Origin of the sequence: Exiguobacterium sp. S3 (genome assembly GCF_018617295.1) — a bacterium.
GTDB classification, from domain to species: Bacteria; Bacillota; Bacilli; order Exiguobacteriales; family Exiguobacteriaceae; genus Exiguobacterium; species Exiguobacterium profundum.
Genome location: NZ_JACSJW010000002.1, coordinates 617,394 through 641,146 on the forward strand (window position 1 = coordinate 617,394; position 23,753 = coordinate 641,146).

A 23,753-nucleotide genomic window follows, 5' to 3' on the forward strand; every position below is an offset into this window, starting at 1 on the left:
TCTACGAGGAGGGACTTGAGTGGAAAAACAACGATTGTGGGATGAGACGTGGTTATTATTCGCTGATATGATGGCGGAGCGGCACTCGAAGTGTGCATCGAAGAGCGTGGCCTGTGTCATTGTAAAAGACGAAAAACCGATCTCAATCGGTCTGAATGGGACCCCATCTGGTCATACGAACTGTAATGAAATCTATATCAAACAAGAAGATGGGTTCTATAAACATGCCGACTATGTTGCGTCGACGGACGTCGATATGATCAACGAACCGGCACGACTCATCCGGGGTGGTGTGACATATATCAAGTGTACGGACCCATATGATCACCATCATTGGTCGAAACAACATGAAATCCATGCGGAAATCAATGCGATCGGAAAGCTGGCTGCCGATTCAACGAATGCATTTGGTGCGACAGCGTATGTCACGCATTCACCATGTCATGCCTGTTCACTCGCCTTAATTGCGGCACGTGTCGCGCGAGTCGTATATGCCGTCGGTTATGAGCATGGGGATGGGTTAGAATTGATGCGTGAAAGCGGGATTGAAGTGTTACATATGCCACTTGAAAAAATGTACAAAAATACATTGTAAACGTTTTCATTAGGTGATATATTATTAATGTACTGCCAATGGTGTTTTACTCTTCCATTATTCGCCCCTCCTCGGAGGGGCCTTTTTTTGTTCATAATAAGGTGAGACAAACTTTACACATAATGTTCAATATTTCACAATATACTCTTTAAAATCTCTTATATAATAAAAGTAGATTCAAGAGAGGGGAATTTACTCATGGAAAAACTCGTTAGCTTTACAGATGGTGCATATGAAGTAGAGGCGTTGATCACACTCGAAGAAGTGTGGGAAGATAAATTTGCGATTGGCATGCATAAGGAGCTAGCCGTCAAATCATTAACCATTAACGGAAATGAAGTATCAGAGATAAAACATGTTCGTGCACTCCTTCGTTATTATCCGACACTTGGCGTGTCAGGTATCTTGTTGGCACTAGATAAGGCAGCTGCTGAAATTGTCGCGTTGTCGAAAGATCAGGATCCAGCACTTCAATACGTTGAACTCGTGGCCATCCAGATGGACGAAGAAGCAACAAACGACTTAAAAACATTATACGCAGCGATGTGATTTCAATTGGGTGAGTCATTTCACCCAATTTTTTATTGCATCTATTTTTTGTTATGGTATGATGTTTACAGATGAAGAAATGGAACGCCATATCGTTGTCAACCATAAGCATGGGGATCTAGATAGCTAGATCGCTGTCAAAAAGCCACGTTCATAGGAACGTGGCTTTTTTTTGTGCAATGAAGTCGAATCCAGCCGTCACATCTTGTGCGAGATGCGCATCAGAACCCATCGTGAACGGGATGTGCAAGTCATTCGCGGTTTTTGCAAGTCCTGCCACGTAGGGTACGCCACAATCTGGTTTTCTGAGTCCGGCCGTATTGAAGTCAAGTCCGAATCCCCTGTCGGCAATCACTTGTAACAGACGTATTTCTTCCTCTTTTACTTTTGAACGGTCCCACGCATAGTTTCTTTGATACTTAATCGGGAGATCAAGGTGCCCGATACGAGCGACACGGATGTCTTCCCACGAAAATGCGAGACCCTGTTCAATCGATTCATAATAAGCTCTCATGACGTCTTCGAATGAGCCCAGTGCTTTGACGAGTTCATCAAACGTCTCGGCAGAATAATCAATCGGCATATACATGCCATCTACATATAGGAAATGCTGCGATAAAATGACTTCATCAAGCAATGGTGCGAAAGGTTTGAGTAATGCAATGGTCTCTTTCTCTAAATGAGGCAATAAGTCGACTTCTAATCCAACTTTAATGTCGATAACCGCTTGATACTGCTTCTTCATCTGATGCAACGTATCGAGGTAATCTGGAAGTAGATCAATCGACATCGCCGAGTCTTGATTCGGGACCGGGTCGATGAAGGATTGGGGAAAAGGCGCATGTTCTGTGAACGTCATCGTCTGCAGGTCTTTCTCGATTCCGACTTGAATATAATGTTCAAGCGGGTCATTTGTACCGTGTGGACAAAAAGGGGTATGCACATGACCATCATGGGTAAAGTTAAACATCGATTACACGTCCTTTTCAGTTCATTTGGTTGACAGGTGTTTCTCTGTTTGATAAATTTAACACACTACTTTAGTTTGGTAAAGTGATAATAAGATAAAGGGTGGTTATGATGATTTGGTCAAATTCAAAAGGTTCGATTCCAGAAGGCTGGTATGAACTTCAATCAGGAGATGTCATCCGTCCGAAACGATGGATGTTGTCATTTTTAGAGAAGGCAGAGTCGAGTGGCTATGCAGTCATCGATCCACCACTTCTCGAATACTATTCACATTATCAAAACTTGGCGCTCTTTGACGAGTCAGCCTATTATCGATTGTTCGGGAACGACGGGGAACTTCTCGTCATGCGCCCTGACTATACATTACAAATCGCAAGAAAGTTAGCAGACGGGCATGAACCGATGCGTGTCGCTTACGCTGGTGCCGTCTATCGTCGGACGGTCAAACATTCCGGACAACCCCACGAACGGCAACAGCTTGGACTCGAGTGGGTCGACGGCGAAGAGAAGGACAGTCATTTGATTGAATCCTTTCTCGATATGACGGAAGGAGTCCTGCCTACAGACCGTTTGACAATCAAAATCGGGTCAGCAGCTGTCATCTCGCTCATCGCGAAAGAGACAGGGATTCAGGAACGGACATTCCGTAAAATCTTAGCGCTTCGAAACTTAGAATCATTGCGGGAATTAGCAGAGTCGTATCACTACCCGTTAATTGCAAAGATACCCTTTTTAATTGGGAATTCTGCACTCGAAGAATTACGGGCTGAGGCACCGGAATCTTTAAAAGAAGCCATCGATGAAGTCGACGAGGCAGTAAAACACTTACGTACCATCGGTTTAGAGGTATCTTACGATTTCGGTCAAACGGGAGACTTTGATTACTACTCAGGATTGACCGTGACGGGAAGTGTGGAAGGCAAGCGTGTCCTTTCAGGAGGACGATATGATTCACTGTATGGACATTTCGGACACTCGAGACGAGCGTTCGGCATGTCGCTCGATTTAGAACAGTTAGATGAGGTGATCAAATGAAAGTAGCGGTCGCAAAAGGTCGGATTGAAAAAGCAGCCCGTCAATTTTTTGTCGAACGTGACTTACCCGTATGGCCGGAAAAACGGGGACGTGAGTTGACGGTACAAGCAGGAGATCATGAATTCATTTTCGTCAAAGGGGACGACGTCTATAAATATGTGATGCATGGAGCGGCAGATGTCGGCATTGTCGGCGGTGATATTTTACGAGAGAAAACGCCAGGCGTACTCGAAGTCGTCGATTTACCGTTCGGTCGCTGTCGAATGGCCGTGTGTGGTCCAAAAGTTCGACGTAATGGAACGAAAAAATTAAAAGTGGCGAGTAAATATCCGAACATCGCCATCTCACACTTTGCGTCAAAGCGACAAAACGTAGAAGTCATCGCATTGAACGGGTCGGTCGAACTTGCTCCGTTAACGGGACTGGCTGATTGCATCGTCGACATCGTCGAGACGGGCGCGACGTTGGCTGCAAACGACTTGGAAGAATACGAGACGATTTTTTCAATCAATGCAAAATTCATTACGAGTGAGACAGCTTTAGCGGAACAGCCTGACGAATTGAAGGCGTGGATTCGAAAGCTGAGTCAGGAGGAAAACGTATGAGTACAGAAACGAATCGCTCAAGGCGCGAAGCTTGGGCCGAAGCCGTGAAACCAATCGTGGAATCGATTGAAGTCCGCGGAGACGAAGCGCTGCTTAAGTGGACGAAACAATTCGACGGGGTCGATCGAATCGAATCGGTCGATTTGGCAAGCTTTAATCCTCCAGTCGCGTATGCTGAATTGACAGAGGCGCTGTCGTTAGCAGCAGAACGGATTCGTGCATTTCACGCGCGCCAAGTCCGACAAGACGATGTGTTCGAAGATACGATGTTCCGACTTGGGAGACGTTATATGCCGCTGGATTCGGTAGGGGTTTATGTACCAGGTGGGACAGCCGTCTATCCGTCGAGCGTCCTGATGAATATCATTCCGGCGAAAGTGGCCGGTGTCAAACGAGTCGTCATGGTCACCCCACCAAAAGCAGATGGGATCGACATTTCCCTCTTGATTGCAGCAAAAATCGCAGGTGCCGATGAATGTTTTCTAATCGGAGGTGCCCAAGCCGTTGCCGCACTCGCATATGGGACAGAAACGATTCGTCCGGTCGATAAGATTGTAGGACCCGGAAATGCGTATGTTGCGACGGCAAAGGCGCTCGTCTCACACATCGTCGGGATCGACTCCGTCGCCGGACCGTCCGAAGTGTTGATCATTGCCGATGAAACGGCGAACCCGAAGTGGGTTGCCGCCGACCTGCTCGCCCAAGCGGAACATGACGTCGAGGCGACGGCGATCGCGCTCGTCACGTCAGAAACCCTCCGCGATCAAATCGAGCAGGAGCTTGAGCAACAATTAGCGCAATTACCACGCCAGGACATTGCGAGAGAATCATTGAAACGTGGCGGCGTCTTGTATCGGACAATCGAGGATGCAATCGAATACGCGAACACGATGGCCGCGGAGCACGTCCAGTTGGCCGTAAAAGATCCTGAGGTGTTGATGCGTGCGATTCGTCACGGTGGTTCGTTCTTTCTCGGACATGAGGCGGCCGAAGCATTTGGAGACTATATCGCTGGACCGAACCACGTCTTGCCTACGAGCGGGACGGCCCGCTTCTCTAGTGGACTATCGGTCGATGACTTTTATCGCCGTCAGACATTCCTTGAGATGACAGAACTGGATGAGACGATTACAAAGGCCGCGATTCGAATCGCCAAACAAGAACAATTAGAAGGACACGCCCGTGCGATGGCTGTTCGGATGGAGGACGTATGAGACGAAATTATCAGAACATCCCACGCTATGTACCTCATGCCGCTTCGGGATATGCGCTCAATCAAAATGAAAGTCAATATCCGTTACCAGAACGTCTCGAACGAGCTATTCGAGACGTATCACTCGAGGCACTCAGCCGTTATCCAGTCGAAGAATTGCTCGCTTTAAAAGCGAGCTATGCTGACTATGCGGGAGTCGAGCCGACGCAACTCATGGTCGGCAGCGGGAGCGATGAGCTATTGGCCATCTTGAGTCAGGCGATTTTGGATACGGAAGACCGTGTGGTCGCACCGGCCCCAGACTTTTCGATGTATGGCATCTATACACAAATTGCCAGAGGGCATTTCACACAACCGGACGAACAGGGTTTGCGTTACGAGACGTTGACTGAGGTCATTCGAACAACCGACCCTAAACTCGTCTTGATCTCGAATCCGAATAACCCGACCGGAAAGATGTGGACACTAGACGAATTGTCTGACATTGCGACACGTGTACCGTACCTCGTTGTGGATGAAGCGTATATTGATTTCACAATGAAGGACTCATTTGTGTCTCGCTTGAACGAATATTCGAACGTCATCATCTTACGGACGTTATCGAAGGCGTTCGGTCTAGCAAACCTCCGGATTGGTTTCATGATTGCATCTGAAGAAATCATCGAACAGATCGACCGGTTCCGTTCACCGTTCAACGTGAGTGGACTCAGTGCCGCTGTCGCCAACGTTGTCTTACGAGATGAATCTTATATTCAAGAGTCGATTCAGTTCCATATGGCGCAACGTGAGAAGTTAACGGAGTTGTTACGACCAGTCGGTGAGATTTTACCGAGCCGTGCCAACTTTATCTATGTCAAAACGGATGATAGTGAAGGATGGGCATCCCGCTTCCTTGATAAAGGGGTCCATGTACGTGCTTTTCCCGATGGACTACGTGTCAGTGCAGGGACAGACGAGGCGTATGCCTTGATTCGACAAACGATTGAAGAGGTGAATTCTGTTGAGAACAGCTGAACTAAAACGTGAAACGAAAGAAACGAAAATTGACATTCGATTAAATCTAGACGGAACGGGTGAAAGCTCCATTCAAACGGGGGTCGGCTTCTTCGATCACATGTTGACGTTGCTCGCTTTTCACAGTCAGATGGATTTAGACGTGAAAGTCGAAGGCGATACGTGGGTCGATGCCCACCATACGGTCGAGGATGTCGGGATCGCACTCGGTCAGCTCATCGCCAAGTCACTCGGGGATAAAGTCGGAATTCGCCGCTACGGGTCGAGTTACATGCCAATGGATGAGACGTTAGCGCGAGCGGTCATTGATGTGTCAGGACGCCCATTTCTCGTCTATCAAGCGGATATTCACAATCCGAAGCTTGGTGACTTTGATACCGAACTCGCTGAGGAATTTTTCCGTGCCGTTGCCATGAATGGTCGACTCACACTTCACCTTTCTGTTCTGTACGGGTCGAACTCACATCACATGATTGAAGGGTTGTTCAAAGCGTTCGGACGAGCGCTTGCCGAAGCGGTCTCTAGCGATGGGACGAACCGTCTCCCTTCTACGAAAGGATGGATCGAAGGATGAAAGTAGCGGTCATCGATTATGGTATGGGAAACGTATTTAACGTCGAACGTGCGTTACAAGCCATCGGTTGCTACGTCGTGATCACGAACGATGCAAATCAAATTGAAGAGGCGGATGCCGTTTTACTTCCTGGGGTCGGTGCCTTCCCGCAAGCGATGCAATCGCTCGAACAGACGGGTCTTATCCCACTCTTGCAACAGATGGCGACGGAAAAGCCATTTTTAGGGATCTGTCTTGGGATGCAGCTCTTGTTTGATTCGAGCACGGAAGGTATGCCGACAAAAGGTCTCGGGTTGATTCCGGGAACGGTCGAACGGATGCGAGCGAAGCGTCTCCCACACGTCGGATGGAACTCGATCCTTCGCGATGAGGATGTCTATTTTGTCCACTCTTACCATGCCGTGACGGCGGACGACTACATTGTGGCGGCAGCTGATTATATGGGTGAGAAAGTTCCGGCAATCGTTCAAAAAGGGCTCGTGACGGGCATGCAGTTCCACCCGGAAAAGAGCGGGACATTTGGTCTCAGCTTACTTCAAGAATGGAAGGAGGCGGTCGAGCGTGAGATTACTACCCGCCATTGATTTGATTGGAGGTAAGATCGTCCGTTTGACGGAAGGTGATTTTTCTACGGAAGAACAATACGGAGATCCGTATGAATTATTAAAAGCGTGGCAAGGGAAGGTCCCGATGATTCACTTGATTGATTTAGAAGGGGCCAAGGCAGGTGAGCCGCGTCATTTAGACGTTGTCCGTTATGCGAAGTCTCTAGGGTTCCTTGTCCAGACAGGAGGAGGAATTCGTTCAGAAGCCGCACTTGATGCGGTCATGGAAACCGGTGCGGATCGCGTCCTTTTAGGGACGAAGGCGTTTACGGATCCTGACTTTCTAGACATGGCGATTGAAAAGTATGGCAAGCGAATCGCTGTGGCACTCGATGCCTATGACGGGAAGGTCGCCATTAACGGATGGCAGGAAGCGACAAAACTCGATGACATCTCGGTCGCTCAAGACCTTGTCGAACGGGGGATCGAAACGATTCTATATACCGATATCGGATCCGATGGGAAACTGAATGGACCGAACGTTTCTCGCATGAAGGCGTTACGTCAAATCGTCAACGTCACATTGATTGCCTCAGGCGGTGTGACGACTGAAGAGGACGTGAAGGAACTGAAGATGGCGAAAATTGATGAGGCTGTCGTCGGGAAAGCACTTCTGTCCGGTAAGGTGAGCATCGAAGAACTGATTGAATGGGAGGCGCGTTATGCTTAAACGCAGAATTATTCCATGTCTTGACGTGAAAGAAGGTCGTGTCGTCAAAGGGATTGAGTTCGTACAATTACGAGACATCGGTGATCCGGTCGAAATCGCGAAATATTACGATGAGTCCGGAGCCGATGAACTTGTCTTTCTCGATATCACGGCAAGTACGGAGCGTCGCCAGACGATGCTCGATGTCGTCAGTGCGGTAGCGCGGAAAGTATTCATCCCGCTGACGGTCGGAGGTGGGATTCGTTCACTCGAGGATATCTCGTCACTATTAAAAGCAGGGGCGGACAAAGTATCGTTGAACACGCTCGCTGTAGAATCCCCAAGTCTCATTCGTGAAGCGGCCGATCGTTTCGGTTCACAATGTATCGTCGTCGCAATCGACGTAAAGTTTGAAGATGGCGAATATTATGTGTACACATATGGTGGAAAACAGAAGACGGACCTGTTGGCGGTCGAATGGGCGAAACAAGTGGCCGCGCTCGGGGCGGGTGAACTTCTTGTCACGTCCATGAACCAAGATGGAAAGCAGAGCGGTTATGACCTTGCGATTTTAGAACAACTTCGTGAAGTCGTCGACATTCCGATTATCGCATCCGGTGGGGCAGGCAATGCCGAGCACGTAGTCGAAGCGCTTGAGAAAGTCGATGCCGCATTACTTGCATCCATCTTACATGACCGAAAAACGACAGTAGAAGAGGTGAAGCACGTATGCACGAGTCACAACTTGCCGATGCGGTTCGTTTCGACGAAAATGGACTGATTCCCGCCATCATCGTCTCAGACGACGACGGGGCGGTCCTCATGCTCGGATATATGAATGATGAGGCAATCCGACAGACGCTTCGTGAACGGGTCGTCACGTTCTGGTCTCGTTCAAAAGGTCGGCTTTGGATGAAAGGGGAGACGAGCGGAAATACACTGGACGTCGTCAGCATCCACATCGACTGTGACCAGGATGCGCTTCTCGTTCGTGTTCATGCGAATGGCCCGACGTGTCATACCGGTAATCGAAGCTGTTTCTTTACGGAGGTGAACGTATGATTCATGAATTGGAACAATTGATTCAATCTAGAAAAAATGAACCGAAAGAAGGTTCGTATACGACTTATTTATTGGAACAAGGCGTTGAAAAAATCGCGAAAAAGTTCGGGGAAGAAGCGTTTGAGGTCGTCATTGCTGCTATGACGGATGAAGACTTGGTTGAAGAGTCAGCCGACCTTCTGTATCACTTACTCGTCTTGTTAGCAGCCAAAGGTGTTCGTTTAGAGGATGTGGAAGCGTTACTCGCCAAGCGTCACGGTACTACCACACCGGCGAAACCACGTCGCGACGTCACGGAATGGTAAATAAAAGAGGAAGGAGACGCGCTCCTTCCTCTTTTGTGTTACCGATTGACCGAGGCGGCCATGCGAATGTACGTATGGCGTCGTCCGCGAATCGCAATGGATAGTGCCTGAATGTTCTCTGGTACGGCAATTCCGGACAGTCCGGCGTCACCTATATGCACGATATCTGCTCCGCCTCGTTTTGAAGAGAGTGCGATTTCCCGAACGGTCTCGACATCTGCGCCTTCTTGTGACGTTCCAATCGCCGCTAACGTGAGAGCGCCGAGCACTTGCAATTCCTGAACGAGTTCGTGAAACGATTCTTCACGGACGCCAGGTACAGTGCCTGGAGCCGGAAGGAGGATGATATCTGCGCCAGCTTCGACGAAGCGGATATACGCGTCGCGGTCTAACACATTGCCTGCACCGGCTTGATGCATTTTCCCGGCAATGATGACCCCTGCGAATTCACGACGTGCTTGGATGATTGCTTGTTCGATTGCTTCATTCGTGACCCCGGTATTCGGATTGCCTGTCAAACAGACGAAGTCAAACCCGAGCTCCGATGCTTTTTGGAACGCTTCGATTGAAGCGAGTCTGCCTCGTTTTACTTCATTCATCTCGGACGACTTCTCTGAAAAATCAACAGGTTCCAAGTTGACTCCAATTGGCAATCCAATCAGTCGTTTTAGTTCGAGAATCGGATGATCGCTCATCTCATCACCCGGCATCTCCCCGAATGATGCATGACTTTCAAGTCCTTTAATGTAAGGATGAAACACATCGATCATGTTCAATAAAATCAAGTCGACACCGAATGCTCGTGCTAGTTCTGCGTTTGTCACTTCTGGATACAACGGCTGCACCGTCGGGATGACCTCGGCCATGACCGTTCGACCTTCTGCTTTTCGAATCGAATCGATTAAATCTTGACGATTAAACGTGATAAAATCACTTGCTCGACATTCCAGTATTCGTTTCATGTGATCTGCCTCCTTCTGCTCATCCTTGTCTCTATTCCCTAAACCCTTGAAAAATCCTCTATACTAATTTTAAGGAGGGATTATGATGTCGGAAAAAGAAAAGATGATTCGTGGTGAACTGTATTTAGCTGGTGATGAAACGCTCGTTGCAGATCGGAAGCATGCCCGGAGATTAACTGAACAATTCAATCGTTCTGGAATCGATGATTTGGAAGAACGAAAAGAGATTCTTGGTGCGTTACTCGGATCGACGAAAGGGTCATATTATATCGAGCCGAACTTCAAATGTGATTATGGGTATAACATCCACTTAGGAGATCGATTCTATGCGAATTTTGACTGTGTCTTCCTAGACATTTGCCCCATCACGTTTGGGGATGACTGCATGCTCGCACCGGGTGTACATATTTATACGGCGACACATCCGATCGATCCGATCGATCGGATCTCAGGATATGAGTTCGGGAAGCCGGTGACCATCGGCGACCGCGTGTGGATCGGTGGAGGGGCGATTATCAATCCCGGTGTGACGATTGGGGATGAGGCCGTCGTCGCATCCGGTGCGGTCGTCACAAAAGATGTGCCATCTCGAACAGTCGTCGGAGGAAATCCGGCACGTGTGATCAAGACGATCTACTGACAAAAACTCCTGAACGCGTGGTTCAGGAGTTTTTGTCATGACTTGATTGCTTGTATTTCTGAATAGCTGTATATGCAAGATGAAGCGCCGTCTCATCACCAATCGTCACCCGAATCCCCGTAGGTTGTTTCGACGTGTGTATGTTCAAGTCGGTCAAATGGGCCCACACTGCTTCAGGTTGTTCTAACTCGATATACAAGAAGTTTGTCGATGCAGGGAGGACATGACCGATGGATTCAAAGGCTAGTGCCCACTTTTGCCGCATCTGGTCATGCCATTTGATTGATTCTTGAAGATAAGTCACATCTTTTAAGAAGATGTTGCAAATTTTTGCACTCACCCCGCTGATATTAAATGGTGGGATGAATTGACGGAAATAGTGTGCGAGTTCGGTGTTTGTCACCATGAATCCAATTCGTACGTTTGCCAATCCAAAAGCTTTTGACATCGTGCGAAGGACGATGAGATTTGGATGGTTTGCAATGAACGGAATCATGCTGTCATTCGGTGTGAAGTCCATGTACGCCTCATCCACCACGAGGTACGGTACGAGTGAGGCGAGATGCGTCAACTCTTCTACGGTCCACAGCTTTCCGGTTGGATTGTTCGGATTCGATAGGAGAAGAAGTTTTGGATGATGCGTCTCAATCGCCTCTAGAATTCCCTCATACGATAAATCAACGGCTTGAACATGATGACCGTGTGCGATGGTCGTGAAGATTGGATACATCGAAAAGTCAGGTGCCGGAGACAAGACGATGTCATGTGGTGCGAGCAATGCTTGCGTCACGACATGAATCATCTCATCACTCCCACAACCGACTAGTAATTGCTCGGGTGTGACGCCAACGTACGCAGCGTAGCGTTCGAACAATTCATTGATCGGTTCGACCGGATATTCGTGTAAGTCATGATACGTCAACGAATCAAGCTGATTCATGATGCGGTCAGGTAACGGGAATTGACTTTCATTTTGGTTTAACCGATGTCCCGTCGGATAAACGACGGGATAAATCGGTAGCTCGACTTGTCTCATTCAGTTGGCTCCATCGAGAACCATTTTTTCACCAATTCATCGATTTCGCCAGACTCCATCATCTTGTTCAACTCTTCGTTGAACTGGTCGCGTAACTCATCATCTAATTTGAAGGCAGCAGCTGATCCTTTTTCGCCATCCTCTTTCAAAGCGAATGTATAGAAGCTGTCATCTTGGTCTAAATACTTTTGTGCGACCGTGTCTTCGATGACCATTGCATCGATTCGACCTGTGTTCAACTCTTGAACGATTTCAGGGATCTTGTTCAAGGATACGAGTTCAGCGTCAGGTGCTTGTTCTTTAGCGATATTTTCTTGAATCGAAGCCGTTTGGACACCGATTTTCTTACTAGACAAATCTTCGATTGCCTGAAGGGACTCGTCTTTTGTCATGATCAAGTTTGTCGCGGATAGATAGATGTCTGAGAAATCGGCATTCTCTTTACGCTCTTCTGTTGGCGTCATCCCGGCCATGACGAAGTCGACACGCCCGCTATTGAGGGCTCCGAGTAAGCTACCGAAGTCCATATCTTCAATCTTCAATTCGTAACCGAGGCGTTCTGTAATCGTCTCCGCGATTTCAATATCAAATCCGACAATCGCATCTCCGTTTGCCGTATCGACAAATTCATATGGGAAGTAATCGGCGCTCGTCCCCATGACGAGCGTTTTTTGTTCTGTCGCTTCACCTTCTGTCTCTTGACTACATGCACCGAGTAATACTGCGCTCATCATAAGTGTACCTGCTAATAACCATTTTTTCATATGTGTATAATGCCTCCCTGTTGTAGATGAGACTAAGTGTATATGTATGATTATTAATTGTAAAGCATAAATATACAAAATTATTAAAAAGAGAAGCACTTTCTATCTGAAAGCGTTCTCTTCTTAGTTTTTCAACAGATACGACATAATTCGCTCAATCGGAATTTCTCGATTGTCCATCGTATAGGTTTGTAAGTAAGAATGGTTAGTAGGCCGTTTGCAGTGTTCATTCATCTTAGACCAATTCTCATACGAAACTTGATCAATTTGACTCGGTCGTCTGACACGGTTTCGAAGTCGTGTGTTAATTTCTTCGTAATTTTCATGACGACACTCGATATAACGGTAAGTCGCTCCGTACTTGGTGGAAATCGCTATCCCTTTATCGAGCATTTCATCATAAAGACATGGACTGTCGAGAATGACGTTTTGTCCAAGTGATAGGTGATACTCGACGAGCGACCAATCGACATCATAAGCCATCTTCCCGATTTCTCCATCCGAGAAGTTGCCAATATGAAGCGTATGGAGTAGGGCGGTCTTTGAAACATCATGATCGATGATGACTGCGGGTACGTGTTGGATGATACGCTTAGCCAATGTGGATTTTCCTGATCCAGGTGTCCCAGACATTTGAAGAAAAAACAGATGATCACCTCACATCTAAGTAGGAGCAAATCTTATTACTTATACAACTTGATTTACTTGTTAAAATGGCTCATTTCCTTAAGATAGTCTTCGATACAATCGACCTGAATAACCTGATAAGGTTAGTTAAAGGTTTAATCCGATGTTAGCATTTGCATACCATGATGACGTTCCCGTCAAGATCTTTGAAATTGAACCAATGTTCGTGCTCAATGGGTGTAATGACCTCAATGTCGTGTTGAGTCATATAAGAATAAGCTTGATGAATATCGTGTGTATTTAAGTGAAATAGTGGTGTCTGGATGATGTTATCTTTTGAGTAGATTTTGCTATCTAAAACAAGGTTAGTACCCTCTAATGGAATGACATATAAATGGTCGAATAAGATTTCTCCTTTTGTTGAAAGATCGAATAAATCACAATACCAGTCACGCGCTTTTTGAATATCACTTACCGGAATAAAGATGGTGCCGATTTTGTGAAGGATAGGGTTCATAGAAATTCCTGCCTTTTCATTTGATGAATGAAGTTTGTAACATCTTTCTGAGATTTTAAGACGATGATCTGTTTCTCGTGAGAATATTGTTTGATTCGTTTGACCATCTCTGGCTTTTGAACGTCAGGAAAATTCCAAACCCACTTCAGGAATGCGAAATCGAGTTTTTCCTCACAGGATGCACCCATATCCGGTCGTGTCGTACCACGATATCGGACAACTCGCTTGAGGACGTGATATATACAGACGATGCGTGGAAGATCGATTAAAATGACAGTGTCCGCTGCCTGTAGTCGTAAATCAAGGGTATTCCCGAAATTTCCATCGATAATCCATTCATCCTTCTTCACGAGTTGTTGTTGGATGTCGATTCGTTCTTCTCTCGGTGCCATCACCCATCCCGGTCTCCACATGAGAGCGTCCAAATGATAGACATCGAGATGTAATCGTTCACCGAGTTGACGGGCGAGTGTGGATTTCCCCGCACCGCCAGAACCGATGATCATGATGCGTTTCATATTTAGATTGCTATCAATCGTTAAGCTGCTCATCTACTCTTATTCATCCTCCAATACAATCCATTTCTTCAATTGACCGTCCTCTTCGTAAATGACCCGGACATCCATCTGTCCGATAACGAGACGTTGTTCCGAACTGAACACGACAATCGGATAGTCTGTCGATACCGGTTTACCCGTCTCAAAGATTGGGCTATGGGCCTGCATCGCGTAATAGCCGTCCGATCTCGTGTTGGCCGCTCCTGCATCAATCTGTGTCACATGGTCAAATCCTCTCAGTCTGAGCACATAACTATAAGACGTTCTCGCTCCTTGCTCGAGACGCCATTCTTCGATGGTGGCTGATTTGTCGTCCAGGGTTCGTTCTTCTAGCACTTTCTGTGCCGTATACTCTTTTTCGTAAGGAATCATCTCCTGAATGCTGACGACGGTCATCGTCGCGAGCTTGAGTGATTCCTCGGAAGGTGGGGTAATCAGTATACCAATAAAGATGAGGATGGGAATCAATAAATAAACCATGACACGACTACGCATTTTCATCACCTTACCTTTTCAGACTGTAAACTATTTCTGCATAAGAGAATCAGTTCCCTTCAAAAGAACGCTGGAATCTCAAAAACCGATTCATTTCTTCAAGTTTTTGAATGAGCAGGTATGATATAGAGAGGAGGGATGTACATGAAAATCGGGGTCATAGGTGGAGGCGTTGCGGGTTTGACTGCAGCTGCGCTTGCGCAACAGAAAGGGCATGATGTGATTGTATTAGAAGCATCGCGTGAATGGGGTGGGTGTGCCGGCAAGTTTCAACGGGGTGACTACTTGTTTCCTGCAGGTGCAACGCTCGGTATGGGATTCGAACGAGGAGGGGTCCATCAGCGGGTTCTTCAGAAATTGGGCGAATCGGTCGAGGTGACGTTACTGGACGAGGTGATGGACATTCATCTTCATGACGTCACCGTCACTTACTTTCGCGACCGAAAGCGTCTTCTTGAGGAGCTCAGTCGCGTGTTCTCAGAGCATTATAAGGGAATCCATGCGTTTTACCGTGAAGTGTGGGGCGATTTTGAGAAGATTCGTCCGTTGTTTCAGCAGTTGCCCGCTCTTCCACTTCGGACGACATCAGACATAGTTTACGCGCTGAAAGGTTTTCGACCGAATCAAATCACAACGCTTCTCAAACTCCAGCGGCCACTCGGTGACACGTTAGCTCGTCATGGACTAAACGGTACGATGTTCGAGCGATTTATCGATGGCGTTCTGCTCGACAGTTTGCAAACCGGTGCGAAAGAAGCGAGTCATTTACTCGGTGCAGTGGCGCTGTCGGTCTATCACGAAGGGGCGTACTATGTGGAAGGTGGACTGTATCAATTGGCTCATGCATTAGAGCGCGCCGTTCGGACGTTTGGTGGGGAGACGAAATTAGGTAGAGACGTCCAGTCCATCGAACGAGTGACAGATGGATGGCTCATCACCGATCGAAGAGGACGACTTGAACTAGTCGATGTCATTGTTTCCGCCATCCCGATTGAGCGGACGAGCGAACTTCTGAGAGGACAAGAACAACGATGCTTCAAACGACAATACCGCAGACAATTGAAGCAGTCGCAATGGGGCACGTTCAGTCTCTATCTCGTCTTGCCTGAGGATGTGTGTCGACAGAAACCACTGTTTCAACAAATCTATCACGAGCGATTACCGAGTGGGCATGCGTTCATTTCCATGTCCGCGCCGGATGACGTGTTGCGCACAGAAAAACCGGAACGGACCATCACGGTATCCACCCATATCGATTTATCAGAATGGCAACATTGGAAAGACCGGGCGGCATATGAGAAACTAGAGCAAGATTGGACCAATCGTCTCGTCGACGTCGTCGCAACTGCTTTTCCCGCTTGGGACCGCGAGTCGTCACTACTTCTTCCTGGTGGACCCGGGGCATGGGTGAAGTATACGAAGCGACCGCATGGGGCAGTAGGAGGTTATGCGCAGACTCCTAGCCAGGCGCTCTTTCGCGCTGCGAGTTATCGCACCGACTTGCCGAACTTTTTTGTGTGCGGGGATACCGTATTTCCAGGAGCGGGGACGATTGGCGCGATGACGAGCGGATTACATGTCGCCCGGGCACTCGGGGTGACGATTGATTAGGGGGATACTGATGAAGAAAAAAGCGTTTGATGAACTGACAACGATGGAATTGTATCGCTTACTGGCATTACGAACTGAGATATTCGTGGTCGAACAGAACTGTCCGTACCAAGAGGTGGATGGTAAGGACGTAGCAGCCATCCATTATTGGATAGAAGAAGATGGAGAGATCGTGTCTGCGCTTCGCGTGCTGACGGAAGCATCTCCGGTCGCCATCGGACGTGTCGTCACGAAAGCGACGCATCGAGGGAAAGGGTATTCCCGCCTCTTGATGGATGCGGCAATCAAAGATTTTGGACATGAGACGTTATACCTGCAAGCGCAGACGTATGTGGAACCTTTTTATGCCTCGTTTGGCTTCAAACGGACGAGTGATGTGTATCAAGAAGATAGTATTCCACATGTCGATATGTTACGTGAATCAACGAATCCCGCTAGTACCGTTTCGGAATCGTTCATGTTAGAATGAGAAAGAACATTCACGTGCTTTTGAGCACGATTACATTATAGACATAAAGGGGTTTACAATGGTGACCGATCAACAAGTAATTGCAAAAGCAAGAGAATTGGCAGATGTATTAGCACAAACACCAGAAGTGGCACGCTTCAAAGAAGCGGAAGCGAAAGTAAACGGAAGTGACCGCGTACAGACGTTGATTAAACGAATCAAGTTCTTACAAAAAGAAGCCGTCAACTGTAAGCACTATGGCAAGACGGAAGCACTTGCGAAAGTCGAGCAAAAGATTGATAAAGCGATGGAAGAACTCGATTCAATTCCGGTCGTTCAAGCGTTCCAGGAAACTCAAGTCGAAGTGAACGATTTGCTTCAATACGTGACGGTGACGCTCGCGAACTCCGTGACGGACCGTATCATCGAATCGACGGACGGTGACGTCCTTGCAGGAAAGACAGGGAGCGGCATGGCGGCTGAACAAGCACGCGGCGGCTGCGGATACTAAAACGACACAGCTGGCCGATGGTCAGCTGTTGTACTTTCTAGAGGTGAATCAACATGCAAGAAGTCCATCAGACACCAATGATGAAACAATATTTCTCTATCAAGGCCGACTATCCGGACGCCTTTTTATTCTATCGACTCGGCGACTTTTACGAGTTGTTTTTTGAAGATGCACAAATTGTTGCAAAAGAGTTAGAGCTCACGCTCACTTCTAAAAACGGAAAGCAGGCCGAGCATCCAATCCCGATGTGTGGCGTTCCGCATCATTCCGCAGCAATCTACATTGAACAATTGATTGAAAAAGGATTTAACGTCGCCATCTGTGAACAGACGGAGGATCCGAAAGCGACGAAAGGGCTCGTGAAACGGGAAGTCATCCAAGTGATCACGCCAGGTACATATATGGCGTCACTCAGTGAAAAAGAGAACCGATATCTCGTCGCCATCTCGGACGTCGCAGGCCGATTCGGAATTGCTCGCGGTGACGTCACGACGGGGGAATCGTGGTTGACGACGCTCTCGTCAGAAGAGGCCGTCTTACGGGAAATCGAAGGATTGCTCCCGAACGAGGTCATCGTCGAGGATGAACGGTTGGCCGACTTGTTACGTCAGACCGGGATCCCTCTCTCGATTCAAGTGGACAAGCGGGAGAGTCCGCTCGCACAAGGTGCGAAAGATGAGCCACAGCGTTCGGCGTTTGAGTTGTTGTTCGCTTATCTCACGAAAACACAGAAACGTTCGCTCGATCACTTGCAACCAGCTGTCGCCTATGAGGTTGAACAGCACATGCAACTTGACGCCAATACGGCCCGAAATCTTGAGTTATTCCGTTCGGCTCGTTCAGGGGAACGGAAAGGGTCACTCCTTTCACTCCTTGATGAGACGACGACGGCGATGGGCGGTCGTTTGTTGAAGCGTTGGCTCGAACAGCCACTCTATACAGAGCAAGGCATCAAAGAGCGACAGGATGCCGTCGAGAACTTGGTGGACGACTTCATGTTGCGCGATCAACTACAAGAAGAGCTGAAGCGAGTCTACGATATCGAACGCCTTGTCGCAAAAGTCGGGTACGGGACGGCGAATGCGCGAGATCTCGTCCAACTACGCGACACACTTGAACGGATGCCAGCCGTCCGGTCACTCTTACAAACGGTGAAAGCCGATCGCTTGCATCAAATCGAACAGAATCTTGACTCGTTCGAGACGTTGAGTGAACAGCTCCGGGCTGCCCTTGTCGATTCACCCCCGATTTCGACGAAAGAGGGCGGGATGATTCGTCACGGGTATTCGGATGAGCTCGATGAACTGTTAGAAGCGAAAGCGAACGGAAAATCGTGGATTGCCAACCTCGAACAACAGGAACGCATCGCTACCGGCATCAAATCGTTAAAGGTCGGGTATAACCGCGTATTCGGTTACTACTTAGAAGTGACGAAAGCGAATGCGAAGTTGCTTGAAGAAGGACGATATGAGCGGAAACAGACGTTGACGAATGCGGAACGATACATCACTCCAGAGCTGAAAGAGAAGGAAGCCCTCATCTTAGGTGCGGAAGAGAAGAGCTGTACGCTCGAATATGACTTGTTTGTCGCACTTCGCGAAGAAGTGAAGACGTATACGAAGGACCTTCAACAATTGGCCCGTTCACTCAGTGAGTTGGATGTTCTCCTCGCCCTTGCCGTCGTGGCGGAGAAGCGGGAATACGTTCGCCCAGTTACGACATCTCACGTCCAAATTGAACGTGGGCGTCACCCTGTGATTGAGACGGTCTTGCCGCGAGGCGAATATGTCGCCAATGACTTGACGCTTGACGACACGCGTCAAATGTTACTCATCACCGGACCGAACATGTCCGGTAAATCGACGTACATGCGTCAATTTGCCTTGATTGCAATCCTTCATCAAATCGGTTCATTCGTCCCGGCCGAAGCGGCGGAACTCCCGCTCTTTGACCGTATCTTTACACGAATCGGTGCGGCTGACGATTTGGTGAGCGGACAGTCGACGTTCATGGTCGAGATGACCGAGACGCGCCAAGCCGTCACTGAGGCGACGGAACATAGTTTGATTTTATTAGATGAAATCGGTCGCGGGACGTCGACGTATGACGGGATGGCGCTCGCACAGGCAATCGTTGAATATATCGCCTCGTCAATCGGTGCGAAGACACTCTTCTCGACGCACTATCATGAACTGACAGTGCTCGAAGATTCGATTCCGACACTTGAGAATGTTCATGTCCGGGCGATTGAACGAGATGGACGAGTCGTCTTCCTCCACGAAGTGCATCCGGGACGTGCCGATAAATCGTATGGGATTCATGTGGCGGAATTGGCTGAACTTCCGGATTCATTGATTGACCGGGCCCGGACGATTCTGTCAGAACTCGAATCGGAAGCAACGAAACCAGCTTTGAACGAGCAATCTGCTCCACCTCAAGTGGAAGAAGTCAGCCAGTTGTCATTGTTCGAGTCGCATGACGCTGTTCGAGAACAGCTGCTCAAACTCGATCTATTGGCAATGAATCCAATCGAAGCGATGCAGGCGCTCTACGAACTGCAACAGACCGCAAAGAAAGGGTGAGTCGATGGGAATCATTCGAGAGTTACCTGAACAGCTCGCGAACCGAATCGCAGCCGGGGAGGTCGTCGAGCGACCTGCTTCCGTCGTGAAAGAATTAGTCGAAAATGCGATTGACGCGGGAGCGACGAAAGTAGACGTCGACTTACAAGAGGCGGGCATCCGTCTCATCAAAGTCCGTGACAACGGGCATGGGTTCCATGAAGAAGACGCGGCGCGAGCCTTCTTGCGACATGCGACGAGTAAGATTCGGGACGAGCACGACTTGTTCCGGATTCGGACGCTCGGCTTCCGCGGTGAGGCGCTCGCCTCGATTGCGTCGGTCAGCCACGTCTCCTTGAAGTCAAAGCGAGCAGATGAGGATGGTTTTGAGATGACGCTTGAAGGTGGAGTCGTCAAGGCGACGAATCCGACGGCGACGAACGTCGGGACCGAAATTGCGGTTAGCCAGCTCTTCTTCAACACACCGGCCCGTCTCAAATATTTGAAGACGTCAGCAACGGAACTTGCGAGTATTACGGATACGTTGAACCGTTTAGCGCTGTCTCATCCGGAGATTCGATTCACCGTCTTTCATGAAGAGAAAGAATTGTTGCGTACGAACGGGAATGGAGACTTGAAACAAGTCATGCTTGCCATCTATGGTCGCCAAGTCGCCGCACAAATCGTCACGGCGTCGAGCAAGACGAACGATTATACGCTGAGCGCCCATCTCGTGCGACCGGAAGTGACCCGTTCGAACAAACAGTACGTGACTCTCATCTTAAACGGTCGAAGCATCAAGAACTTTGCACTGACCCAAAGCGTGCTTGAAGGCTACCATACGCTCTTACCGATCGGTCGCTATCCAATTGCCGTGCTCGAAGTAAAGATGGACCCGATGTTGATTGACGTGAACGTCCATCCGACGAAACGTGAAGTGCGTTTGTCGAAAGAAAAAGAACTATGCCAGCTCATCCGAGAGACCGTTCAATTGACACTCCGGGAACAACGTCTCATTCCGTCTGTGAAACAAGAACCGAAGCCGAAACGTGTGACACCTTCTGAACAGTCGAAACTCGACTTTTCGATGGAGCCCCAACCTAAACAGGCAGATCCGGTCGAATGGAACTATCCGATTCCTCGCGAGCGAAAAGAGTCGATCACGTCTCCTTCCCAGTGGAACCCGGCGCCGCTCGTTCATGAACCGGAACCAGAGATGATTGAACCAAAACAGGTCGAAGAGCCTGTACGTCAGTCGGAGCGTCTTCCGGCGTTAGACGTCATCGGGCAACTGCATTCGAGTTATATCATCTGTGGAGCGGAAGACGGGATGTACGTGATGGACCAACATGCCGCTCAGGAACGCATCAAGTATGAGTTGTTCTATGAGCAGTTAGGACGTCCGGAAAAAGAGTATCAGCTTCTATTGATTCCGCTGACGTTAGAGTTCACGCAAGAAGAGACGCTCGCTATCGAAGAAGTGCTCCCGCTTCTAGCGGATGCAGGCATCACGTTAGAGCCGTTTGGGGGTAACACGTTCCTTGTCCGTGAGATTCCGACATGGTATCCGCAACATGACTTAGAGGGCACGATTCGTGATCTGGTGGAGATGGCCATTCAACAGCGGTCAATCGACATCGCGAAATATCGCGAAGAAGCATCAATCCTCATGGCGTGTAAACGATCGATCAAAGCGAACCATCCACTCAATAGGGAGATGATGCGACAATTGATTGATGATTTGAGTCGTACGACGTCTCCGTTTACCTGTCCGCACGGGCGACCGATTCTCGTGAAATGGAGCACGTATGAGCTTGAGAAGTTATTTAAACGCGTCATGTAATCGTCTTGTTACCTTGTTTTAACACGATGTAACGTTTATTCAGCCTTCCTCATGGGAAAACTATACACATGTCACTCAACGCATCGAGGTTGAGAGGTGGCTTTTTCACTGCCTCACCCTCAAGATGTCGACATGAAATGTATATCCATGTAGGAGGAAAAGAAAATGACGAACAAACTTCAAGTATCAAAACGAGAATTACGCCCACGGTCACTGCGCACGAAGTTGCGTAAGGAAGGTAAAGCGTTAGGCGTCGTCTACGGCTACAAAGTAGACAGCACTCCAATCGTATTTGACGAGATGGACCTTCGTAAAATTCTTCGAGACCACGGTGACAATGCCTTGATTGAACTCCATTACGATGGAAATAAAATCAACACGCTCGTGCACGGATCGGAAACGGACCCGTTCACAAACTTTTATCAGCACGTCGAATTCATGGCCGTGAAGATGGATGAAGAGACAGAAGTTGAAGCGGATATCGTCCTTGTTGGTGACGCGAAAGGCGTCAAAGAAGGCGGATATCTTGCCCAGTCACTTTATAAAGTGACGGTTTCTGCGACACCGGCCAACATCCCTGAACGCATCGAACTTGATGTGTCAGACCTCGAAATCGGTGACTCGGTGACGGTAGCAGATCTTCCAGAAGACAAATCGTACACGATCGTCTCGGAACCAGATATGCACATCGCCTCTGTGAATGAGCCGGTTGCAGAAGTTGAAGAGGAAGAGTCGGAAGAAGGTTCAACTCAAGAGGAAGCATCAGAAGCTTCATCAGAAGAAGCTGAAGAATCGTCTGAGGATAAAGAATAAGAGTTACACAAGTGCTTCGAGAAATCGGAGCACTTTTTTGTTTGTCACAAATCCGCCACATGTAAACGATTACGATGTGAACACTCTGTCAATTCCTTCTAGAGGTGATTGCCAACAGAGACTGTACAGTTTATATTGTTAATGATTTCACATATTCGAACTGATACTTTCCTATTTAATTATTCAGAAAGAAGGGTTTGTGACATGGCATCAATGGAAATCCATGCACTCGAATCATTACGGAAAAAAGCACAGGCTTCCTCGCAAATGATTCATTATCGTCCAATGGAATACTTTTTACGGGCGATGTTAGCCGGGATCTTTATCGGCTTTGCTTCAATCTTCACGTTGAAAGTCGTCAACGGGATGTATTTAGCGGAATCTCCGTTCACGACACTCATTGGGGGCTTCTCGTTCGGGATCGCGCTCGTCATGATTATCTATGGGGGAGCGGAATTGTTCACGGGGAATACGATGTATTTCACAACGTCGACACTTCGTGGCTATACAACGCTCAGTGATACGATGCTCGTCTGGTTGCTCTGCTTCGTCGGGAACGCACTCGGGGGAATCCTATTCGCCTTACTACTTGCACCGACTGGCGTCATCCAAGAACTCGGGATGAACAACTGGTTGTTCTCCGTTGTTGAAAGTAAAATGCATCATACGACGGTCGAAATTTTCTTCCGCGCCATCTTCTGTAACTGGATGGTCTGTCTCGCTATTTTCTTACCGAAACAAATGAAAAATGAGTTCGCTCAAATCTTCTCGATGATCTTCCTTGTCGCGGTCTTCTTCGCTTCAGGATTCGACCACGTCATCGCCAACTTCGTATTGTTCGCCTTGACGCTCGTCGTCCCACACCCGGAGACGATCAGCATGGCAGGTGCAATCCACAACTTGATTCCTGCGACGTTCGGTAACATCATCGGTGGAGCGCTCTTCATGGGAGCCATCTATACGTGGCTCAACTCGAAGGGTCTCCGTGAAGCACAAGAATTAGAAGAAGAAGTCGAATTAAAAGTTGTAAAAGCTGTTAAATAAATGATGTTTGTCACATATAACGTAGAGCCTTGTCTTACCGAAGACGAGGCTCTTTTTTATCGTATGATCACACGTAAACTGTCACAATATCGACTCGTGACCATTGAGAAAAACACATGCCATAATCTATATATAGGATTTTTAAAACG

At 48.2% G+C, this 23,753-nt stretch carries 26 protein-coding genes and 1 pseudogene; 19 read left to right on the forward strand and 8 right to left on the reverse strand.

The genetic code is table 11. The annotated features are described in order from the left end of the window. Positions 1 to 19: 19 nt before the first annotated feature. Both KNO65_RS08135 and KNO65_RS08140 read left to right on the forward strand, forming a co-directional pair. On the forward strand, positions 20 to 595 hold the full coding sequence (locus KNO65_RS08135; protein WP_214737366.1) for a deoxycytidylate deaminase: 576 nt from the start codon (positions 20 to 22) through the stop codon (positions 593 to 595). 198 nt (positions 596 to 793) lie between these two features. Continuing rightward, positions 794 to 1,144 (forward strand): hypothetical protein, encoded by a 351-nt coding sequence (locus tag KNO65_RS08140; protein ID WP_214783083.1) that lies wholly within the window; start codon positions 794 to 796, stop codon positions 1,142 to 1,144. 151 nt (positions 1,145 to 1,295) lie between these two features. Here the strand turns inward: KNO65_RS08140 and hisJ are convergent, their stop codons facing one another. Further along, positions 1,296 to 2,114, reverse strand: a complete 819-nt coding sequence (gene hisJ / locus KNO65_RS08145; protein ID WP_214783086.1) for a histidinol-phosphatase HisJ — start codon at positions 2,112 to 2,114, stop codon at positions 1,296 to 1,298. A 110-nt stretch (positions 2,115 to 2,224) separates the two neighbouring features. Between hisJ and KNO65_RS08150 the strand changes: the two genes are divergently transcribed. The 9 genes and pseudogenes from KNO65_RS08150 (at position 2,225) to hisIE (ending at position 9,175) form a co-directional block, all read left to right on the forward strand. Further along, a complete protein-coding gene (locus KNO65_RS08150) occupies positions 2,225 to 3,148 on the forward strand; it encodes an ATP phosphoribosyltransferase regulatory subunit (RefSeq protein WP_214783089.1) in 924 nt (307 codons plus the stop codon). Continuing rightward, positions 3,145 to 3,753 (forward strand): ATP phosphoribosyltransferase, encoded by a 609-nt coding sequence (gene hisG / locus KNO65_RS08155; protein ID WP_214783092.1) that lies wholly within the window; start codon positions 3,145 to 3,147, stop codon positions 3,751 to 3,753. Before KNO65_RS08150 ends, hisG begins: the two co-directional genes overlap by 4 nt. Beyond that, positions 3,750 to 4,967: a histidinol dehydrogenase gene (gene hisD, locus KNO65_RS08160; RefSeq protein ID WP_214783095.1), complete on the forward strand. Its 1,218-nt coding sequence runs from the start codon at positions 3,750 to 3,752 to the stop codon at positions 4,965 to 4,967. The genes hisG and hisD overlap by 4 nt, the downstream gene beginning before the upstream one ends. After that, positions 4,964 to 5,980, forward strand: a complete 1,017-nt coding sequence (locus tag KNO65_RS08165) for a pyridoxal phosphate-dependent aminotransferase (protein ID WP_214783098.1) — start codon at positions 4,964 to 4,966, stop codon at positions 5,978 to 5,980. Before hisD ends, KNO65_RS08165 begins: the two co-directional genes overlap by 4 nt. Continuing rightward, positions 5,967 to 6,554: an imidazoleglycerol-phosphate dehydratase HisB gene (gene hisB / locus KNO65_RS08170; RefSeq protein WP_214691003.1), complete on the forward strand. Its 588-nt coding sequence runs from the start codon at positions 5,967 to 5,969 to the stop codon at positions 6,552 to 6,554. The genes KNO65_RS08165 and hisB overlap by 14 nt, the downstream gene beginning before the upstream one ends. Further along, a complete protein-coding gene (gene hisH, locus KNO65_RS08175; RefSeq protein ID WP_078146782.1) occupies positions 6,551 to 7,138 on the forward strand; it encodes an imidazole glycerol phosphate synthase subunit HisH in 588 nt (195 codons plus the stop codon). The genes hisB and hisH overlap by 4 nt, the downstream gene beginning before the upstream one ends. Continuing rightward, entirely contained in the window at positions 7,116 to 7,829 is a 714-nt protein-coding gene (hisA, locus tag KNO65_RS08180; protein ID WP_214783101.1) for a 1-(5-phosphoribosyl)-5-[(5-phosphoribosylamino)methylideneamino]imidazole-4-carboxamide isomerase, read from the forward strand. The genes hisH and hisA overlap by 23 nt, the downstream gene beginning before the upstream one ends. Further along, complete coding sequence (gene hisF, locus KNO65_RS08185) at positions 7,822 to 8,589, forward strand: imidazole glycerol phosphate synthase subunit HisF (RefSeq protein WP_074037139.1); 768 nt, start codon at positions 7,822 to 7,824, stop codon at positions 8,587 to 8,589. Before hisA ends, hisF begins: the two co-directional genes overlap by 8 nt. Continuing rightward, positions 8,538 to 9,175, forward strand: a pseudogene (gene hisIE, locus KNO65_RS15880) (bifunctional phosphoribosyl-AMP cyclohydrolase/phosphoribosyl-ATP diphosphatase HisIE). Before hisF ends, hisIE begins: the two are co-directional and overlap by 52 nt. A gap of 38 nt (positions 9,176 to 9,213) precedes the next feature. On the opposite strand, the gene KNO65_RS08200 reads toward hisIE, so the two are convergent. Further along, complete coding sequence (locus tag KNO65_RS08200; protein WP_214783104.1) at positions 9,214 to 10,137, reverse strand: DUF7916 family protein; 924 nt, start codon at positions 10,135 to 10,137, stop codon at positions 9,214 to 9,216. 85 nt (positions 10,138 to 10,222) lie between these two features. Here KNO65_RS08200 and KNO65_RS08205 point away from each other — a divergent pair, with 85 nt between their 5' ends. Further along, the gene (locus KNO65_RS08205) at positions 10,223 to 10,777 is read left to right on the forward strand and encodes a maltose acetyltransferase domain-containing protein (RefSeq protein ID WP_285800699.1); all 555 of its coding nucleotides are present in this window, start codon (positions 10,223 to 10,225) and stop codon (positions 10,775 to 10,777) included. A gap of 22 nt (positions 10,778 to 10,799) precedes the next feature. Here KNO65_RS08205 and KNO65_RS08210 read toward each other — a convergent pair whose 3' ends face one another. The 6 genes from KNO65_RS08210 to KNO65_RS08235 all read right to left on the reverse strand — a co-directional run bounded on the left by KNO65_RS08210 (position 10,800) and on the right by KNO65_RS08235 (position 14,779). Next, the gene (locus KNO65_RS08210) at positions 10,800 to 11,813 is read right to left on the reverse strand and encodes a pyridoxal phosphate-dependent aminotransferase (protein WP_214783110.1); all 1,014 of its coding nucleotides are present in this window, start codon (positions 11,811 to 11,813) and stop codon (positions 10,800 to 10,802) included. Beyond that, positions 11,810 to 12,577 carry a transporter substrate-binding domain-containing protein gene (locus tag KNO65_RS08215; RefSeq protein WP_147536705.1) on the reverse strand — a complete coding sequence of 256 codons (768 nt, stop codon included), beginning with the start codon at positions 12,575 to 12,577 and terminating at the stop codon, positions 11,810 to 11,812. The genes KNO65_RS08210 and KNO65_RS08215 overlap by 4 nt, the downstream gene beginning before the upstream one ends. Before the next feature lie 123 nt (positions 12,578 to 12,700). After that, a complete protein-coding gene (locus tag KNO65_RS08220; protein ID WP_264092451.1) occupies positions 12,701 to 13,210 on the reverse strand; it encodes a P-loop nucleotide/nucleoside kinase family protein in 510 nt (169 codons plus the stop codon). Positions 13,211 to 13,370: 160 nt separating this feature from the next. Continuing rightward, positions 13,371 to 13,721: a VOC family protein gene (locus KNO65_RS08225; protein WP_214783113.1), complete on the reverse strand. Its 351-nt coding sequence runs from the start codon at positions 13,719 to 13,721 to the stop codon at positions 13,371 to 13,373. Further along, a complete protein-coding gene (locus KNO65_RS08230; protein ID WP_214783357.1) occupies positions 13,718 to 14,239 on the reverse strand; it encodes a DNA topology modulation protein in 522 nt (173 codons plus the stop codon). The genes KNO65_RS08225 and KNO65_RS08230 overlap by 4 nt, the downstream gene beginning before the upstream one ends. A 39-nt stretch (positions 14,240 to 14,278) precedes the next feature. Further along, the gene (locus KNO65_RS08235) at positions 14,279 to 14,779 is read right to left on the reverse strand and encodes a hypothetical protein (protein ID WP_214783116.1); all 501 of its coding nucleotides are present in this window, start codon (positions 14,777 to 14,779) and stop codon (positions 14,279 to 14,281) included. A 138-nt stretch (positions 14,780 to 14,917) separates the two neighbouring features. Between KNO65_RS08235 and KNO65_RS08240 the strand changes: the two genes are divergently transcribed. The 7 genes from KNO65_RS08240 (at position 14,918) to KNO65_RS08270 (ending at position 23,604) form a co-directional block, all read left to right on the forward strand. Next, positions 14,918 to 16,384 (forward strand): phytoene desaturase family protein, encoded by a 1,467-nt coding sequence (locus KNO65_RS08240; RefSeq protein ID WP_214783119.1) that lies wholly within the window; start codon positions 14,918 to 14,920, stop codon positions 16,382 to 16,384. Between the two features lie 10 nt (positions 16,385 to 16,394). Further along, on the forward strand, positions 16,395 to 16,853 hold the full coding sequence (locus tag KNO65_RS08245; protein WP_214783122.1) for a GNAT family N-acetyltransferase: 459 nt from the start codon (positions 16,395 to 16,397) through the stop codon (positions 16,851 to 16,853). Between the two features lie 58 nt (positions 16,854 to 16,911). After that, positions 16,912 to 17,343: a YlbF/YmcA family competence regulator gene (locus KNO65_RS08250; RefSeq protein ID WP_012726155.1), complete on the forward strand. Its 432-nt coding sequence runs from the start codon at positions 16,912 to 16,914 to the stop codon at positions 17,341 to 17,343. 53 nt (positions 17,344 to 17,396) lie between these two features. After that, a complete protein-coding gene (gene mutS, locus KNO65_RS08255) occupies positions 17,397 to 19,925 on the forward strand; it encodes a DNA mismatch repair protein MutS (RefSeq protein WP_214783125.1) in 2,529 nt (842 codons plus the stop codon). Positions 19,926 to 19,929: 4 nt separating this feature from the next. Then, complete coding sequence (gene mutL, locus KNO65_RS08260; protein ID WP_214783128.1) at positions 19,930 to 21,747, forward strand: DNA mismatch repair endonuclease MutL; 1,818 nt, start codon at positions 19,930 to 19,932, stop codon at positions 21,745 to 21,747. Between the two features lie 165 nt (positions 21,748 to 21,912). Then, the gene (locus KNO65_RS08265) at positions 21,913 to 22,560 is read left to right on the forward strand and encodes a 50S ribosomal protein L25/general stress protein Ctc (protein ID WP_214783133.1); all 648 of its coding nucleotides are present in this window, start codon (positions 21,913 to 21,915) and stop codon (positions 22,558 to 22,560) included. Positions 22,561 to 22,773: 213 nt separating this feature from the next. Then, positions 22,774 to 23,604 (forward strand): formate/nitrite transporter family protein, encoded by an 831-nt coding sequence (locus tag KNO65_RS08270; protein ID WP_041918029.1) that lies wholly within the window; start codon positions 22,774 to 22,776, stop codon positions 23,602 to 23,604. The last annotated feature ends 149 nt before the right edge of the window (positions 23,605 to 23,753 follow it).

What these genes read in the sequence shown, in the direction of transcription:
- mutL (WP_214783128.1), top strand. Translation starts at nt 19,930, where the DNA reads ATGGGAATCATTCGAGAGTTACCTGAACAGCTCGCGAACCGAATCGCA.
- KNO65_RS08140 (WP_214783083.1), top strand. Translation starts at nt 794, where the DNA reads ATGGAAAAACTCGTTAGCTTTACAGATGGTGCATATGAAGTAGAGGCG.
- KNO65_RS08250 (WP_012726155.1), top strand. Translation starts at nt 16,912, where the DNA reads ATGGTGACCGATCAACAAGTAATTGCAAAAGCAAGAGAATTGGCAGAT.
- KNO65_RS08205 (WP_285800699.1), top strand. Translation starts at nt 10,223, where the DNA reads ATGTCGGAAAAAGAAAAGATGATTCGTGGTGAACTGTATTTAGCTGGT.
- KNO65_RS08235 (WP_214783116.1), bottom strand. Translation starts at nt 14,779, where the DNA reads ATGAAAATGCGTAGTCGTGTCATGGTTTATTTATTGATTCCCATCCTC.
- KNO65_RS08210 (WP_214783110.1), bottom strand. Translation starts at nt 11,813, where the DNA reads ATGAGACAAGTCGAGCTACCGATTTATCCCGTCGTTTATCCGACGGGA.
- hisF (WP_074037139.1), top strand. Translation starts at nt 7,822, where the DNA reads ATGCTTAAACGCAGAATTATTCCATGTCTTGACGTGAAAGAAGGTCGT.
- KNO65_RS08245 (WP_214783122.1), top strand. Translation starts at nt 16,395, where the DNA reads ATGAAGAAAAAAGCGTTTGATGAACTGACAACGATGGAATTGTATCGC.
- KNO65_RS08240 (WP_214783119.1), top strand. Translation starts at nt 14,918, where the DNA reads ATGAAAATCGGGGTCATAGGTGGAGGCGTTGCGGGTTTGACTGCAGCT.
- KNO65_RS08230 (WP_214783357.1), bottom strand. Translation starts at nt 14,239, where the DNA reads ATGAAACGCATCATGATCATCGGTTCTGGCGGTGCGGGGAAATCCACA.
- KNO65_RS08200 (WP_214783104.1), bottom strand. Translation starts at nt 10,137, where the DNA reads ATGAAACGAATACTGGAATGTCGAGCAAGTGATTTTATCACGTTTAAT.
- KNO65_RS08165 (WP_214783098.1), top strand. Translation starts at nt 4,964, where the DNA reads ATGAGACGAAATTATCAGAACATCCCACGCTATGTACCTCATGCCGCT.
- mutS (WP_214783125.1), top strand. Translation starts at nt 17,397, where the DNA reads ATGCAAGAAGTCCATCAGACACCAATGATGAAACAATATTTCTCTATC.
- hisH (WP_078146782.1), top strand. Translation starts at nt 6,551, where the DNA reads ATGAAAGTAGCGGTCATCGATTATGGTATGGGAAACGTATTTAACGTC.
- KNO65_RS08220 (WP_264092451.1), bottom strand. Translation starts at nt 13,210, where the DNA reads ATGTCTGGGACACCTGGATCAGGAAAATCCACATTGGCTAAGCGTATC.
- hisG (WP_214783092.1), top strand. Translation starts at nt 3,145, where the DNA reads ATGAAAGTAGCGGTCGCAAAAGGTCGGATTGAAAAAGCAGCCCGTCAA.
- KNO65_RS08150 (WP_214783089.1), top strand. Translation starts at nt 2,225, where the DNA reads ATGATTTGGTCAAATTCAAAAGGTTCGATTCCAGAAGGCTGGTATGAA.
- KNO65_RS08215 (WP_147536705.1), bottom strand. Translation starts at nt 12,577, where the DNA reads ATGAAAAAATGGTTATTAGCAGGTACACTTATGATGAGCGCAGTATTA.
- KNO65_RS08225 (WP_214783113.1), bottom strand. Translation starts at nt 13,721, where the DNA reads ATGAACCCTATCCTTCACAAAATCGGCACCATCTTTATTCCGGTAAGT.
- hisD (WP_214783095.1), top strand. Translation starts at nt 3,750, where the DNA reads ATGAGTACAGAAACGAATCGCTCAAGGCGCGAAGCTTGGGCCGAAGCC.
- KNO65_RS08270 (WP_041918029.1), top strand. Translation starts at nt 22,774, where the DNA reads ATGGAAATCCATGCACTCGAATCATTACGGAAAAAAGCACAGGCTTCC.
- KNO65_RS08265 (WP_214783133.1), top strand. Translation starts at nt 21,913, where the DNA reads ATGACGAACAAACTTCAAGTATCAAAACGAGAATTACGCCCACGGTCA.
- hisJ (WP_214783086.1), bottom strand. Translation starts at nt 2,114, where the DNA reads ATGTTTAACTTTACCCATGATGGTCATGTGCATACCCCTTTTTGTCCA.